Genomic DNA, 15,218 nt, shown 5'->3' with positions numbered 1-15,218 from the left:
GGGTTGCGGGTGGGAATGGGCCGATTTTAAGGGTTTACCCGCAATCCCTTTTCGGCCACGTTGCGGGCCCTTCCGCGCGTCCGTTCGCGGGCTAACCCGAATACGGAATCTCCGAAAAGTTGACCATGGTCAAGCCGCCTTTCGCGGCTCACGCGCAGCATTGCCGCACTGGGATTTCCACTGCGATTCCATTCAAGAAGAGCGCAGCTTCAACAGGAGACAACATGATCGACAGCATCATTTCGCGCGCCCGGACCCATGGCATCAAGGCGCTTGCCGCCGCCGCTCTCGCACTCGTCGGCGCCACCCCCGCGCTGGCGTGGGAACCAGCCAAGCCCGTGGAGTTCGTGATCCCGGCCGGCACCGGCGGCGGCGCCGACCAGATGGCGCGCCTGCTGCAGGGCATCGTCATCAAATACAAGCTGATGAAGGAGCCGCTGATCGTCGTCAACAAGTCGGGCGGCGCCGGCGCCGAAGGCTTCCTCGCGGTCAAGGAAGCGAAGGGCGATCCGCACAAGATCATCATCTCGCTGTCGAACCTGTTTACCACGCCCATGGCCACCGGCGTGCCGTTCAACTACAAGGACATGACGCCCGTCGCGATGCTGGCACTCGACCAGTTCGTGTTGTGGACCAACGCCGACCAGCCTTACAAGAATGCGAGCGAGTACATCGCCGCGGTCAAGGCGGCGGGCCCGAACAAGTTCAAGATGGCCGGCACCGGCTCCAAGCAGGAAGACCAGATCATCACGGTCGCGCTGGAGAAGGCCACCGGCACCAAGTTCATCTACGTGCCGTTCAAGGGCGGCGGCGAGGTGGCGGTGCAGCTGGTGGGCGGCCATGTGAACTCCACCGTCAACAACCCGATCGAGGCGGTTGCCCAGTGGCGTGCCGGCAAGCTGCGCGCGCTGTGCGTGTTCGACGACGAGCGCATGCCCTTCAAGACCAAGGTCACCGACACGCAGTCGTGGAACGACATCCCGACCTGCAAGGAAGCCGGCGTGCCCACCAACTACACCATGCTCCGCGGCATCTTCATGCCCGCCGGCGTGACGCCCGACCAGCTCGCCTTCTACGTGGACCTGCTGACCAAGGTGGCCGCGACGCCGGAGTGGAAGGAGTACATGGAGAAGGGTGCATTCAACCCGACCTTCATGACCGGCGAGCCCTTCGCGAAGTGGCTCGCTGCTGCAGAGGCCACCCACCGCACGCTGATGACCGAAGCCGGCTTCATGGCCAGCGCCAAGTAGCGGACACCGCGACAGAGCGCCGCGCACTTGCGCGGCCGGGTGGAGGGCGGGAACTCCGCCTCCGATCTTTCAGGACATACACGACGGGGGCTCCATGGAGCACAACGAGAATTCCGAAAACCCGGTGCGCATCGGCGTGCGCACCAACATCGTCGAGGCGGTGGTGGCAGCGGTCCTGCTGATCATCGGCCTGGTCGTGGTCTACGAGAGCCGCCGCCTCGGCGCCGGCTGGACCACGGACGGTCCGGGTGCCGGCTACTTTCCCTTCTACATCGGCGTGATCATCGTCGTCTCCGGCGCCGGCATCCTCTACCAGGCGCTGCTCGGCAAGAACAGGAACACCGAGGTCTTCGTCGACTCGGAGCAACTCAAGCGCGTGCTGTCGGTGCTGGTGCCGGCCACCGTCTACGTGCTGGCCGTCACCTTCCTGGGCCTCTACGTCGCCTCGGCGCTCTACATCGCGCTCTTCATGGTGGTGCTGGGCAAGTACTCCTGGGTGAAGAGCTCGATCATCGCGTTCGCCGTCAACGCGCTCTTCTTCCTCATGTTCGAAGTCTGGTTCAAGGTGCCGCTGTTCAAGGGCTCGCTGGATCCGCTTCGCTTTCTCGGCTATTGAACCGTACGGAGCGAACCCGAAATGGATGAAATCAGCGCCCTGATGCAGGGCTTCGCCGTGATCCTGACGCCCATGAACATCTTGCTGATGTTCGTCGGGATCATCCTGGGTGTGCTGATCGGCGTGCTGCCCGGGCTGGGCGGCGCCAACGGCGTGGCGATCCTGCTGCCCCTCACCTTCACGATGTCGCCGACCTCGGCGATCATCATGCTGTCGTGCATCTACTGGGGTGCGCTGTTCGGCGGGGCGATCACCTCCGTGCTCTTCAACATCCCCGGCGAGCCCTGGTCGGTGGCCACCACCTTCGACGGCTACCCGATGGCCCAGCAGGGCAAGGCGGGCGCGGCGCTCACCACCGCCTTTACCTCGTCCTTCGTCGGTGCCTTCCTGGCGGTGGTGATGATCACCTTCCTGGCGCCGCTGGTGGCCAAGTTCGCGCTCAAGTTCGGCTCGCCCGAATTCTTTGCCGTCTACCTGTTGACCTTCTGCAGCTTCGTGGGCATGGGCAAGGGCTCGCCCTTCAAGATCCTCGCCTCGATGGCGCTCGGCTTCGCGCTCGCCAGCGTCGGCATGGACACCGTGACGGGGCAGCTGCGCCTGACCTTCGGCCAGCCAGAGCTGATGCGCGGCTTCGACTTCCTGATTGCGGTCATCGGCCTGTTCGGCATCGGCGAGATCCTGCTGTCGATGGAGGAGGGCCTCAAGTTCTCCGGCAAGAGCGCCAAGATCGATCCGAAGGTGGTGCTGCAGACCTGGAAGCAGCTGCCGCAGTACTGGGTGACCTCGCTGCGCAGCTCGCTCATCGGCATCTGGATGGGTATCACCCCCGGTGGCGCCACGCCGGCCTCCTTCATGAGCTACGGCCTGGCCAAGAAGATGTCGAAGAAGGGGCCCAAGTTCGGCACCGGCGAGATGGAGGGCGTGGTCGCGCCCGAGACCGCGGCGCATGCGGCCGGCACCAGCGCCCTGCTGCCCATGTTGGCGCTGGGCATCCCCGGCTCGCCGACCGCTGCGGTGCTGCTGGGCGGCCTGCTGATCTGGGGCCTGCAGCCGGGCCCGCTGCTCTTCGTGGAGCAGAAGGACTTCGTCTGGGGGCTGATCGCCAGCATGTACCTGGGCAACATCGTCGGCCTGATCGTGGTGCTGAGCACGGTGCCGCTGTTCGCCTCGATCCTGCGCATTCCCTTCTCGATCATTGCGCCGGTGATCATCGTGATCTGCGCGATCGGCGCCTACACCGTGCACAACGCGATGCTCGACATCTGGTTCATGCTCGGCTTCGGCGTGGTGGGCTACATCTTCAAGAAGCTCGACTTCCCGCTGGCACCGCTGGTGCTGGCCCTGGTGCTCGGCGACAAGGCCGAGGACTCCTTCCGCCAGGCCATGCTGGTCTCGCAGGGCGAGATCGGGATCATGTGGGCGAACCCGCTGGTGGGCAGCATCACCACGCTGGCGCTGACCATGCTGTTCTGGCCGCTCATCTCGAAAGTGCTGGCGATGATCAAGCCAAAAAAGCCTGACGAGTTCGCCGCCGAGCGGCCGGTGGACTGAACCGAGGAGACCGCCATGCCCGTCATCGCCATGACCCAGGAAATGGGTTCCCTCGCCAAGGACGTGTCGCTGCAGCTTGCCAACGCGCTCGGCCTGGCCGTGATGCGCCATGAAACCATCGAGCGCGTGGCCGACCGGGCCCAGGTGTCGACGAGCCTGATCGGCCGCCTGCGCGATGGCAAGGCCGGCCTCGTGGAGCGCCTGACCACCGACCGCCGCAGCGTCGCCCTCTACACGGCGGAAGAAGTGTTCTCGCTGGCCGACGGCGGCAACGTGGTGCTGCGCGGCTGGGGCGCCACCTGCCTGCTGCGGCCGGTGCCGCATGTGGTGTGCGTGCGCGTCACGCGCTCGTTGAAGAAGCGCATCGAGTGGCTGATGGCCCATCTCGGCACCGACGATGCCGACTTCGCAGAGACCGAGATCCGGCGCAGCGACCACGCGCACGCCTCGCGCATGCACGAGCAGTTCGGCGTGACCTGGGGCGATCCGGTGCTCTACGACCTGGTGCTCAACACCGACCGCGTCTCGGTCGACAGCTGCGTGGAGCAGATCCGCCTGATGACCCAGCGCCCCGAATTCGCCGAGACGCCCGAGTCGCGCGCGCTGCTGGCCAACATGGCGCTCGAGGCGCGCGTGCGCGCCGCGCTCAAGGAGGACCCGCAGACGCGCGACACCAGCATCACCATCCAGGCGAGGCAGAGCGAAGTGAGCCTGCGCGGCATCGTGCTCGACGCCGAGGAGCGCGAGGAGGCCGAGCGTGTGGCGGCGGCAGTGCCGGGCGTTTCCGGCGTGGCCAACGAATTGAGGTTGATGACCAGCACGCGCCGCTTCGCCTCGGCGAAGCAGACCTGAGTCAGATCTTTCCGCGCTTCTTCAATCGGCTCAGGGTTTCCGCCGACAGATTGAGATAGGACGCCAGTTCCTTGCTCGGAATGCGATCCACCAGTTCCGGATGCTTGCGCATGAAGCGGTGCACGCGGCCGGGCGCGTCCAGCAGGTGCAGCGTGATGGTGTGCGCCATGATTTCGCTCATCCCGCGCATCACGCTGAACTCGAACAGCTCCTTGGCGCCCGGGTGACGGTTGAGGAAGGCGATCCATTCCTTCAGCGGCAGGCTGGCCACCCGCGCCTTGGTCACGCACACGATGCCGTACGGCGTCGGCGTGCCCAGCCGCAACGCGGCGTAGCTGGTCTCCATGTCGTTCTCGTCGGCAAAGCGAAGGATCATTTCCTTGCCCTCCGAATTGCTCACCACCCGCTTGAGGATGCCGTCGAGGATGAAGTACTGCTCCATCTCGCGCACGCCCTGGTGCAGCAGGAAGTCGCCCTTGTTGCCGTCCACCACGACGAGGTGGGATTCCAGCTCGGCGCGGTCGCCCTCGCCCAGGTCCTTGAGAAGGATGTTCTGCCGGAGCTGGGCACGAATGATGTTTTTCTCCGGGTGGTTTTCCAACAGGGTCATGGGTCCCGTCTTGCTCGATATCGCGACGACCGCCGGTTCATCGGGCCGGTGTCGTTTTCCGGAAAGTTGACCAAGGTCAACGGCTGCAGCTTGGCCTCGAATCATAGTCGTGGCTCGGCCCCTGGCCATTCATACCCAAGCACAAGGAGAGACATGTCCTCAGTCAGCACCGCCAAGCAGGCCAACCCGACCGCCGACGAGTTGGTCGCGCGGGCTCTCAAGAACATGACGGACGAGGCGCCGGACCGCGAGACGACCGACGGCTTCCACCTGGTGATCGATGCGCTGAAGCTGAACGACATCGACACCATCTTCGGCCTGCCCGGCATCCCGATCACCGACCTCACGCGTATGGCGCAGGCAGAAGGCATGCGCGTGATCTCGTTCCGCCACGAGCAGCATGCCGGCAATGCCGCCGCGGCCGCCGGCTTCCTGACGCAGAAGCCCGGCATCTGCCTCACCGTGTCTGCGCCCGGCTTCCTCAACGGCCTGACCGCGCTGGCCAACGCCACCACCAACTGCTTCCCGATGATCCTGATCAGCGGCTCCAGCGAGCGCGAGATCGTCGACCTGCAGCAGGGCGACTACGAGGAGATGGACCAGCTCGCGATCGCCAAGCCGCTGTGCAAGGCCGCCTTTCGCGTGCTGCATGCCGAGGACATCGGCGTCGGCATCGCTCGCGCCATCCGCTCGGCCCTCTCGGGCCGCCCGGGCGGCGTGTACCTGGACCTGCCGGCCAAGCTGTTCGCGCAGACCCTGGATGCCGAGGCCGGGCGCAAGTCGTTGATCAAGGTGGTCGACCCGGCGCCGCGCCAGATTCCCGCACCCGAGGCGGTGAAGCGCGCACTCGATCTGCTCAAGGGAGCGAAGAAGCCGCTGATCCTGCTGGGCAAGGGCGCGGCCTATGCGCAAGCCGACGCCGACATCCGCGCACTGATCGAGAAGACAGGCATCCCCTACCTGCCGATGTCGATGGCCAAGGGCCTCTTGCCCGACACCCACGCGCAGTCGGCCGCCGCCGCCCGCTCCTACGTGCTGCAGGAGGCCGACGTGGTGATGCTGGTCGGCGCGCGCCTCAACTGGCTGCTGTCGCACGGCAAGGGCAAGACCTGGGGCCAGGACAAGGGCAGCAAGCAGTTCATCCAGATCGACATCGCGCCGACCGAGATCGACAGCAACGTCGCGATCGCCGCGCCCTTGATCGGCGACATCGGCTCCTGCGTGTCGGCGCTGCTCGCGGGCATCGACGGCCATTGGGCCAAGCCCCCGTCCGACTGGACCGGCGGCATCGCGGAGCGCAAGGACAAGAACCTCTCGAAGATGGCGGCCACCCTGGCCGCGCGGCCCTCGCCGATGAACTTCCAGAGCGCGCTCAGCGTGATCCGCGACCAGGTGAAGGCGCGGCCCGACGCGATCGTCGTCAACGAGGGCGCCAACACGCTGGACTTCGCGCGCAGCATCGTCGACATGTACGAGCCGCGCAAGCGCCTCGACGTGGGCACCTGGGGGATCATGGGCATCGGCATGGGCTTCGCGGTCGCGGCGGCCGTGGTCACCGGCAAGCCGGTGATCGCCATCGAGGGCGACAGCGCCTTCGGCTTCAGCGGCATGGAGGTCGAGACCATCTGCCGCTACAACCTGCCGGTCTGCGTCATCGTCTTCAACAACAACGGTGTCTACCGCGGCACCGACGTGAACACCAGCGGCACCGCCGACGTGGCACCGACCGTGTTCGTCAAGGACGCGCGCTACGACAAGCTGATGGAAGCCTTCGGCGGCGTCGGCGTGCACGCCACCACCGCGGAAGAGCTGCAGAAGGCGCTGAGCGAGGCCGTCGCCTCCGGCCGGCCGACCCTGATCAACGCCGTGATCGACGAGACCGCCGGCACCGAAAGCGGCCGTATCACCAGTCTCAACCCGAGCACGGCGAAGAAGAAGTAATTCCCAGGCAACACAGGAGCATCACATGAGCAGCAACAACAAACCTCTCAACGGCATCAAGATCATCGACTTCACCCACGTCCAGGCCGGGCCCGCGTGCACGCAGATGCTGGCCTGGTTCGGAGCCGACGTCATCAAGGTCGAGCGGCCGGGGGCCGGCGACGTCACCCGCAGCCAGCTGCGCGACATCCCGAACGTCGACGCGCTCTACTTCACCATGCTCAACAGCAACAAGCGGTCGATCACGCTGGACACCAAGAAGCCGGAAGGCAAGGCGGTGCTCGAACAGCTGGTGCGCGAATCCGACGTGCTGGTCGAGAACTTCGGTCCCGGTGCGCTCGACCGCATGGGCTTCACCTGGGAACGCATCCAGGAACTCAACCCCAAGCTGATCCACGCGTCGGTCAAGGGCTTCAGCGAAGGCCACCACTACGAGGACCTGAAGGTCTACGAGAACGTGGCGCAGTGCGCCGGAGGTGCCGCCTCGACCACCGGCTGGTGGAAGGGCGAGAACTCGCAGCCCACCATCTCGGCGGCCGCACTCGGTGACTCCAACACTGGCATGCACCTGGCCATCGGCATCCTGACGGCCATCATTGGCCGCGAGAAGACCGGCAAGGGCCAGAAGGTGGCCTGCTCGATGCAGGACGCCGTGCTCAACCTTTGCCGCGTGAAGATGCGCGACCAGCAGCGCCTGGAAAGCGTGGGCTACCTGGAGGAGTACCCCCAGTACCCGCACGAGATGGAGGCGTTCAAGGACAAGGTGACGCCGCGCGGCGGCAATGCCGGCGGCGGTGGTCAGCCCGGCTGGATCCTCAAGTGCAAGGGCTGGCAGACCGACCCCAACGCCTACATCTACTTCACGGTCCAGGGCCACGCCTGGGAGCCGATCTGCGAAGCGCTGGGCAAGCCCGAGTGGAAGACCGACCCCGACTACATGACCGCCAAGGCCCGCCAGCCGCACATCGAGCAGATCTTCGCGACCATCGAGGACTTCATCAAGGACAAGACCAAGTTCGAGGCCGTCGACATCTTCCGCAAGTTCGACATCCCCTGCGCGCCCGTGCTGTCGATGAAGGAACTTCTGCGCGACGAGTCGCTGCGCAAGAGCGGCTCCATCGTCGAAGTGCCGCACAAGGAGCGCGGCACCTACTGGACCATCGGCAGCCCGATCAAGTTCTCGGACCTCAAGCCCGAGGTGACGGCCTCGCCGCTCCTGGGCGAGCACACCGACGAGGTGCTGGCGGAGCTGGGGTACACCAAGGACCAGATCGTCAATCTGCGCGAAGCCAAGGTGGTGTGAAGTCGCGAAGGGAGGTTTGGTTTGCAACCGAATGTGGATCTCGCTCAGCTCGTCGGCGGTGCTGGCGACGCGATCATGGTCGCGGACGCGCAAGGCGCCATCACGCTCTGGAACCGGGCCGCCGAGCGCATCTTCGGCTTCACCGAGGCCGAGGCGCTGGGCCGTTCGCTCGACCTGATCATCCCGGAGCGCCAGCGCGGGCGGCACTGGGAGGGCTACCAGAAGACCATGGCCACCGGCATCACCAAGTACGGCGCCGACCTGCTGCGCGTGCCCGCCCTGCACAAGGACGGGCATACGTTGTCGATCGCCTTCACCGTGTCGATGCTGTTTTCCGAGGATCGCAAGGTCACGGGTATCGTCGCGATCGTGCGCGACGAAACGGCCCGCTTCGCCGAGGAGCGCAAGCTGCGCGCCCGTCTGGCAGAAGTCGAAGCGAAGACCTAGGAGACAAACGATGAGCAAGGCCCTCGAAGGCGTCCGCATTCTGGATTTCACCCATGTGCAGTCCGGCCCCACCTGCACCCAGCTGCTTGCCTGGTTCGGCGCCGACGTGATCAAGGTCGAGCGCGCGGGCGAGGGCGACGCGACGCGCGGCCAGCTGCGCGACATTCCCGGCGTGGACAGCCTCTACTTCACGATGCTGAACCACAACAAGCGCTCGATCACGCTGGACACCAAGAAGCCCAAGGGCAAGCAGGTGCTCGACACGCTGATCAAGACCTGCGACGTGCTGGTCGAGAACTTCGCGCCCGGCGCGCTCGACCGCATGGGCATCACCTGGAGCCATATCCAGGACCTCAACCCGCGCATGATCGTGGCCTCGGTCAAGGGCTTCGGGCCCGGCAAGTACGCCGACTGCAAGGTGTACGAGAACGTCGCCCAGTGCGCCGGCGGCGCGGCGTCGACCACCGGTTTCGAGGACGGCCCGCCGGTCGTCACCGGCGCGCAGATCGGCGACAGCGGAACCGGCCTGCACCTGGCGCTCGGCATCATGGCAGCGCTCTACCAGCGCAACACCACCGGGCGCGGCCAGAAGGTGCTGGCGCCGATGCAGGACGCCGTGCTCAACCTCTGCCGCGTGAAGATGCGCGACCAGCAGCGGCTGGAGCGCACCGGCACCCTGCACGAATACCCGCAGTACCCCGACGGCAAGTTCGGCGACGCGGTGCCGCGCGCCGGCAACGCCTCGGGCGGCGGCCAGCCGGGTTCGATCCTGCGCTGCAAGGGCTGGGAGACCGATCCCAACGCCTACATCTACTTCATCACCCAGGGGGCGGTCTGGCCGGCGGTGTGCAAGGTGATCGGCGAGGAGGGCTGGATCACCGACGAGGCCTACGCCACGCCGGCCGCACGCCTGCTGCACCTGAAGCCGATCTTCGCGCGCATCGAGCAATGGACCATGACCAAGGACAAGTTCGAGGCCATGGAGATCCTCAACCAGTACGACATTCCCTGCGGGCCGATCCTCTCGATGAAGGAGATCGCCGCCGACGAATCGCTGCGCGAGAGCGGCACCATCGTCGAGGTCGAGCACCCGACCCGAGGCAAGTACCTGACGGTGGGCAATCCCATCAAGCTGTCGGACAGCCCGACCGAGGTGACGCGCTCGCCGCTCTTGGGCGAGCACACCGAGGAAGTGCTGCGCCAGCTGGGCTATGGCGCTGACGACGTGGCGATGCTGCGCCAGGAAGGCGTGATCTGAGGCGCGGGCCCTGAGCTCGGGGCTGGGCCGGACTGCGGTGCTACGCGCCCAATCCATAACTTATAGCGAATGCATTTAATAAAATAGTTTCACTGTTATTTATTGATCGATCCTCCTACATTTGACCATGCCGAGCGAATTCAATCGACCTGACCGCGGCATTCAATTTGAAGGAGAAAGCCATGATCAATGATTTGCCAATTCAATACCGAAACGACGAAATGGAGCGCAATGCCTACAACGCGGCGTTTTATGAATTGGGCTTCCGGTGGCATTGGGACAGCCGCACCTACGAAGAATTAATGGGCGCGAGCCAGGACCCGGCCGCGCGCATCTGCCATTACCTTCAGACCTGCCAGCCGCACCTGCTGAAGTCTTACGACGCGGCCTTCCTCGCCGCGGTCATCCAGCAGAAAAAGGCACAACACATCCAGCGTTGCAGCGCGCCCCCGTCCAGGTATTTCGACTGGGCGCAGGCGGGTGGCAGCGAGCTCGGCATCTGAAATTCGCCTGGACCCCCGAATAGCCGCACACCGCCATGCATATCCACGAATACCAGGGCAAGGAGTTGTTGCGGAAATTCGGCGTGGCCACGCCGCGCGGATTTCCCTGCCGCTCGGCCGACGAGGCGGCGGAGGCGGCAATGCAACTCGGTGGCGAGACCTGGGTGCTCAAAGCCCAGATCCACGCCGGCGGCCGCGGCCAGGGTGGCGGCGTGAAAGTGGCCCGATCGATCGCAGAGGTCCGGCAGCACGCCACCAACCTCCTGGGCATGCGCTTGCGGACGCCTCAGACCGGTGCCGAAGGACGGGTCGTCAAGTGCCTGCTGGTCGAGGAGGGCGCCGACATCGGCCACGAGTTCTACCTCGGCCTCGTGGTGGACCGCGAGGCGCAGCGCGTCGCCTTGATGGCCTCGGGCGAGGGCGGCATGGACATCGAGGAGGTGGCGGCCCGTTCGCCGGAACGGATCCACAAGCTCTGCATCGATCCGGGCACCGGCCTGAGACCCGCCGAGGCCGACGCCATCGCACGCGGGATCGGCCTGCCGGAAAAGGCGATCCCGCAGGCGCGCGCCCTGATGCAGAACCTCTACCGCGCCTTCGACGAATGCGATGCCTCGCTGGCCGAGATCAACCCGATGGCCCTGACCGGCGATGGCCGCGTGCTGGCGCTCGACGCCAAGTTCGACTTCGATGCGAATGCGCTGTTTCGCCATCCGGAGATCGCCGCGCTGCGCGACCTCGACGAAGAGGATCCGGCCGAGGTCGAGGCCGCGAAGTTCGAGCTCTCCTACGTCTCGCTGCCCGGCAATATCGGCTGCCTGGTCAATGGCGCCGGCCTGGCGATGGCGACCATGGACGCGATCCGGCTCTACGGCGGCGCGCCCGCCAACTTCCTCGACGTGGGCGGCAGCGCAACCGCCGAGAAGGTGGCCGAGGCCTTCAAGCTGATGCTGCGCAACCCCCGGCTCGCGGCCGTCCTGGTCAACATCTTCGGCGGCATCATGAAATGCGACCTGATCGCGCAGGGCGTGATCGCCGCCGCGCGCGAGGTCGGGCTCAAGGTGCCGATGGTCGTGCGCATGAAGGGCACCCGCGAGAAGGAGGGCCGGGCCCTGCTCGCGCAGTCGGGCCTGCCGATCGTCAGCGCCCAAGACATGGCCGATGCGGCCGAGCTGGCGGTCGCCGCCGCAAGGAGCCGATGACATGTCGATCCTCGTCAACAAGAACACCCGCGTGATCACGCAAGGCATCACCGGCAAGACCGCGCGCTTCCACACCGCCGCGTGTCGCGAGTACGGCAACGGCAGGAAGTGCTTCGTCGCCGGCGTGAACCCTCACAAGGCGGGCGAATCGCTCGACGGCATCCCGGTCTTCGGCACCGTCCGGGAGGCGAAGGAGCGGACCGGCGCGACGGTCTCGGTGATCTACGTGCCGCCGCCCTTCGCGGCCGCCGCCATCGACGAGGCGGTCGATGCGGGGCTCGACCTGGTCATCTGCATCACCGAGGGCATCCCGGTGCGCGACATGATCCGCACGCGGCATCGCATGCTTGGCGGCAAGACCCTGCTGCTGGGCCCGAACTGCCCGGGCCTGATCACGCCCGACGAGATCAAGATCGGCATCATGCCGGCCCACATCCACCAGCGCGGCCGCATCGGCGTGGTGTCGCGCTCCGGCACGCTGACCTACGAGGCCGCCAGCCAGCTCGCCGCCTTCGGCATCGGCCAGTCGACGGTGGTCGGCATCGGCGGCGACCCGGTCGGCGGGCTCGCGCACATCGACGTGCTGAAACTCTTCAATGACGACCCGCACACCGACGCCGTGATCATGGTCGGCGAGATCGGCGGCGATGCCGAGGAACGCTGCGCACGCTGGATCAAGGACCACATGCGCAAGCCCGTGGTCGGCTTCATCGCGGGCGCCAGCGCGCCGCCGGGCAAGCGCATGGGCCACGCGGGCGCCATCGTGTCCGGCGGACTGGGCACGGCGGAAGCCAAGCTGGCGGTGATGAAGGACTGCGGCATCCACGTCACGCGCAATCCCGCCGACATCGGGAAGCTGCTCGCCTCGCTGGTCATCCCCGACTACCTTCCCTTCGATTGAGAGAGACATGCAGCAACCGCAACAACGATGGGTCCGCTTCGAACGCAGCGGCAAGACCGGCTTCGGCACGCTGGACGGCAAGCACGTGCGCGAGCACCGCGGCGACATGTTCGCCGCGCCCGAGCCGACCGGCAGCGTGTTCGCGCTCGACGAGCTCAGGCTGCTCACGCCCACCCAGCCCAGCAAGGTCATCGCGCTGTGGAACAACTTCCATGCGCTCGGCGAGAAGCTCCAGCTGCCCGTGCCGGCCGAGCCCCTGTACCTGCTGAAGGCCCCCAACTCCTTCCTCGCGGCCGGGGAGCCGATCCGCAAGCCCTTGTGCGAGGGCAAGGTGGTGTTCGAGGGCGAGCTCGGCATCGTCATCGGCAAGACCTGCACCGCGGTGCCCGAAGCGCAGGCGCTGGAGCACGTGTTCGGCTACACCTGCGCCAACGACGTGACCGTGGCCGACATCCTCCACCGCGACGCTTCCTTCGCCCAATGGGCGCGCGCCAAGGGCTTCGACACCTTCTGCCCGATGGGGCCTGCAGTCGCCACCGGCCTGGACCCCACGTCGCTCACCGTCACCACGCTGCTCGACGGCGCGGCGCGGCAGCACTACCCCATCAGCGACATGCGCTTTTCCGTTGCGCAGCTGGTCAGCCTGATCTCATGCGACATGACCTTGCATCCCGGCGACGTGATCCTGTGCGGCACCTCGGTCGGCGTCGGCTCGATGAAGCCGGGCAGCCTGGTCGAGGTCGAGATCAACGGCATCGGCAGGCTGAGCAATCGATTCGGCGAGGGAGAGAAGGTATGAACGAACCCGCCATGCCCGCTCATCCTGCCCAGGCGCACCCACTCTGCGTTGCAAATGCTCGCCGTAGCTCAGGCTACGGCTGCGCTTTGCGCCTTGATTGGGTACGCCTGGACAGGCAGCTCGGGCCCGCCGGATTCATTCATACCTTCTGACGCCGCAAAAGATTCAACACTTCAAGGATCGACATGAAGATAGCAGTGATAGGCGCCGGCGCGATCGGCGGCCTGGTCGGAGCGAAGCTCGCGCTGGCCGGCGAAGACGTCACGTTCATCGTGCGGGGAGCCAACCTCGATGCCATCGCGACGAACGGCATCCGGCTGATCTCGGCCGAGGGCGAGGAGCAGGTCGCGCGCAAGGTCAAGGCGACCGACCGCTACGAGCAGGCCGGCGCACAGGACATCGTCATCCTCGCGATGAAGGCCCACCAGGTCGAAGCGGTGGCCAGTGAGGTGCCGAAGCTGTTCGGCCCGCAGACGGTCGTGGTGACGATGCAGAACGGCATCCCCTACTGGTACTTCCAGAAGCACGGAGGACCGCTCGAAGGCACGACGGTGAAGAGCGTCGATCCGCGCGGCGTGGTGGCCTCCAGCATCCCGGCGGAGCGGGTCATCGGCTGCGTGGTCTACCCCGCCTCGGAGCTGGTGGCGCCGGGCGTGGTGAAGCACATCGAGGGCGACCGCTTTCCCGTCGGCGAGCTGGACGGCACCGCAAGCGAACGCGTGAACCGGGTCTCCGCCTGCTTCAGCGAGGCGGGCTTCAAGGCGCCCGTGCTCGACAACATCCGTGCCGAGATCTGGCTCAAGCTGTGGGGCAACCTGACCTTCAACCCCATCAGCAGCCTGTCGCATTCAACGCTGGTCGACATCTGCCAGTACCCGCCTTCCCGCGAGCTGGCCACGGCGATGATGCGCGAGGCCCAGGCCGTCGCCCACAAGCTGGGCATCGAGTTCCGCGTGTCGCTGGAAAAGCGCATTGCCGGCGCCGAGAAGGTGGGCAAGCACAAGACCTCGATGCTGCAGGACGTGGAGGCCGGGCGCGCGCCGGAGATCGATGCGCTGGTGGGCGCGGTGGTGGAGCTGGCCCGCCTCACCGACACCTCGACGCCGCACATCGACACGGTGTATTCGCTCGTCAAGTTGCTGGCGCGCACGATGGAAGACCAGCGCGGGCGAGTACGTCTCCACGAGATGGCCTGAAGGCGACGCCATGAGACGCACCCGCCGCGCCCGAATCGGGCTGCGCGCCCTCGACCCGACGCGCTTACTTGGAGGACCGCATTTTTGACGGGACTGCAATCGACGCGTTCTCAGGACCGAATTGGCTGCAACCGAGTTTTTCAGTGGTAGTCGTCTTCGAGCTGATGTCGAACGGCCAGGATGTTGATGGTCGTTCCATCTTCAATCTCGTAGAGGACGACGTATCCAGCGCTGCGGAATGGAATGACCAGTTCTCGCAGGAAAGGGCTTTGGCCAGCCTTCCGAAAGATGAAGGGAGCGCGGCACAGGTGGCTTTCGACGTCTGTGGTGATGGTGTCGATCGCGATTTGCGCAGCGTCGAAATCTTCGGCGGTCTGAGCACGGTGAAGCAAGAAATCAAAGAGACGGAGCAGATCGTCGCGGGCTGTGTCGGTGTAGCGAACCTCGAAGTCACCCTTCATCCAAGCACCTGCTTGCGCCGGGCCTCCAGCCTGCGCTGAAGCTCGCCGTGCACAGCCGCCGCGGAGTGGTACTTGCCGGTGCGCTTGGCGTCCTCGCTCGACGTCAAGCCGCGAGCAAGGAACTCGGCCTGCACCCGACGGCGGTGAATGGTTTCGCGCATCGCCGTTTCGATAAGGCTCGTCAGCGTCTCGCCGTCACGAAGTACGCTCTCGGCCGCCTCGCGCAGTTCGGGCTCGACACGAAGGGATGGGAAGGTTGCGGTCTTCATGATGATGGTGCGTTGCAAATGCGATTCGATGAGTGTACCTCTGCATTGAGGCGCGCTGG

16 protein-coding genes are annotated in these 15,218 nt (G+C 65.8%); 13 read left to right on the top strand and 3 right to left on the bottom strand.

Features of this window, described 5'->3' with window-relative positions:
* Positions 1-224 precede the first annotated feature (224 nt).
* The 4 genes from ACMGEZ_RS13065 to ACMGEZ_RS13050 all read left to right on the top strand — a co-directional run bounded on the left by ACMGEZ_RS13065 (position 225) and on the right by ACMGEZ_RS13050 (position 4,269).
* Entirely contained in the window at positions 225-1,250 is a 1,026-nt protein-coding gene (locus ACMGEZ_RS13065; protein ID WP_436822700.1) for a Bug family tripartite tricarboxylate transporter substrate binding protein, read from the top strand.
* Between the two features lie 94 nt (positions 1,251-1,344).
* Positions 1,345-1,866 carry a tripartite tricarboxylate transporter TctB family protein gene (locus tag ACMGEZ_RS13060; protein ID WP_436822699.1) on the top strand — a complete coding sequence of 174 codons (522 nt, stop codon included), beginning with the start codon at positions 1,345-1,347 and terminating at the stop codon, positions 1,864-1,866.
* Positions 1,867-1,887: 21 nt separating this feature from the next.
* Positions 1,888-3,417: a tripartite tricarboxylate transporter permease gene (locus tag ACMGEZ_RS13055; protein WP_436822698.1), complete on the top strand. Its 1,530-nt coding sequence runs from the start codon at positions 1,888-1,890 to the stop codon at positions 3,415-3,417.
* A gap of 15 nt (positions 3,418-3,432) precedes the next feature.
* On the top strand, positions 3,433-4,269 hold the full coding sequence (locus ACMGEZ_RS13050; protein WP_436822697.1) for a cytidylate kinase family protein: 837 nt from the start codon (positions 3,433-3,435) through the stop codon (positions 4,267-4,269).
* Between the two features lies 1 nt (position 4,270).
* Here ACMGEZ_RS13050 and ACMGEZ_RS13045 read toward each other — a convergent pair whose 3' ends face one another.
* Entirely contained in the window at positions 4,271-4,879 is a 609-nt protein-coding gene (locus tag ACMGEZ_RS13045) for a Crp/Fnr family transcriptional regulator (RefSeq protein ID WP_436822696.1), read from the bottom strand.
* 153 nt (positions 4,880-5,032) lie between these two features.
* On the opposite strand from ACMGEZ_RS13045, the gene oxc reads away from it, so the two are divergent.
* The 9 genes from oxc (at position 5,033) to ACMGEZ_RS13000 (ending at position 14,429) form a co-directional block, all read left to right on the top strand.
* Positions 5,033-6,820: an oxalyl-CoA decarboxylase gene (oxc, locus tag ACMGEZ_RS13040; protein ID WP_436822695.1), complete on the top strand. Its 1,788-nt coding sequence runs from the start codon at positions 5,033-5,035 to the stop codon at positions 6,818-6,820.
* Between the two features lie 25 nt (positions 6,821-6,845).
* On the top strand, positions 6,846-8,123 hold the full coding sequence (gene frc, locus ACMGEZ_RS13035; RefSeq protein ID WP_436822694.1) for a formyl-CoA transferase: 1,278 nt from the start codon (positions 6,846-6,848) through the stop codon (positions 8,121-8,123).
* Between the two features lie 21 nt (positions 8,124-8,144).
* The gene (locus ACMGEZ_RS13030; protein ID WP_436822693.1) at positions 8,145-8,570 is read left to right on the top strand and encodes a PAS domain-containing protein; all 426 of its coding nucleotides are present in this window, start codon (positions 8,145-8,147) and stop codon (positions 8,568-8,570) included.
* Between the two features lie 10 nt (positions 8,571-8,580).
* Positions 8,581-9,828, top strand: coding sequence for a formyl-CoA transferase (frc, locus tag ACMGEZ_RS13025; RefSeq protein WP_436822692.1), 1,248 nt, complete (start codon positions 8,581-8,583; stop codon positions 9,826-9,828).
* A gap of 182 nt (positions 9,829-10,010) precedes the next feature.
* On the top strand, positions 10,011-10,331 hold the full coding sequence (locus ACMGEZ_RS13020; protein WP_436822691.1) for a hypothetical protein: 321 nt from the start codon (positions 10,011-10,013) through the stop codon (positions 10,329-10,331).
* A gap of 35 nt (positions 10,332-10,366) precedes the next feature.
* Complete coding sequence (sucC, locus tag ACMGEZ_RS13015; RefSeq protein ID WP_436822690.1) at positions 10,367-11,533, top strand: ADP-forming succinate--CoA ligase subunit beta; 1,167 nt, start codon at positions 10,367-10,369, stop codon at positions 11,531-11,533.
* 1 nt (position 11,534) lies between these two features.
* Positions 11,535-12,434: a succinate--CoA ligase subunit alpha gene (sucD, locus tag ACMGEZ_RS13010; RefSeq protein ID WP_436822689.1), complete on the top strand. Its 900-nt coding sequence runs from the start codon at positions 11,535-11,537 to the stop codon at positions 12,432-12,434.
* A gap of 7 nt (positions 12,435-12,441) precedes the next feature.
* Positions 12,442-13,233 carry a fumarylacetoacetate hydrolase family protein gene (locus ACMGEZ_RS13005; RefSeq protein ID WP_436822688.1) on the top strand — a complete coding sequence of 264 codons (792 nt, stop codon included), beginning with the start codon at positions 12,442-12,444 and terminating at the stop codon, positions 13,231-13,233.
* A gap of 185 nt (positions 13,234-13,418) precedes the next feature.
* On the top strand, positions 13,419-14,429 hold the full coding sequence (locus ACMGEZ_RS13000; RefSeq protein ID WP_436822687.1) for a 2-dehydropantoate 2-reductase: 1,011 nt from the start codon (positions 13,419-13,421) through the stop codon (positions 14,427-14,429).
* A 140-nt stretch (positions 14,430-14,569) separates the two neighbouring features.
* On the opposite strand, the gene ACMGEZ_RS12995 is transcribed toward ACMGEZ_RS13000, so the two are convergent.
* Entirely contained in the window at positions 14,570-14,890 is a 321-nt protein-coding gene (locus ACMGEZ_RS12995; protein WP_436822686.1) for a type II toxin-antitoxin system RelE/ParE family toxin, read from the bottom strand.
* Positions 14,887-15,177: a YlcI/YnfO family protein gene (locus ACMGEZ_RS12990; RefSeq protein WP_436822685.1), complete on the bottom strand. Its 291-nt coding sequence runs from the start codon at positions 15,175-15,177 to the stop codon at positions 14,887-14,889. Before ACMGEZ_RS12990 ends, ACMGEZ_RS12995 begins: the two co-directional genes overlap by 4 nt.
* Between the last annotated feature and the right edge of the window lie 41 nt (positions 15,178-15,218).

The sequence above is a fragment of the Variovorax stachyos genome (assembly GCF_051400855.1).
In the GTDB taxonomy this organism is placed as follows: domain Bacteria; phylum Pseudomonadota; class Gammaproteobacteria; order Burkholderiales; family Burkholderiaceae_C; genus Variovorax.
Note: the sequence above shows the minus strand (reverse complement) of the source record. Positions and strands in the feature narration are given on the sequence as shown.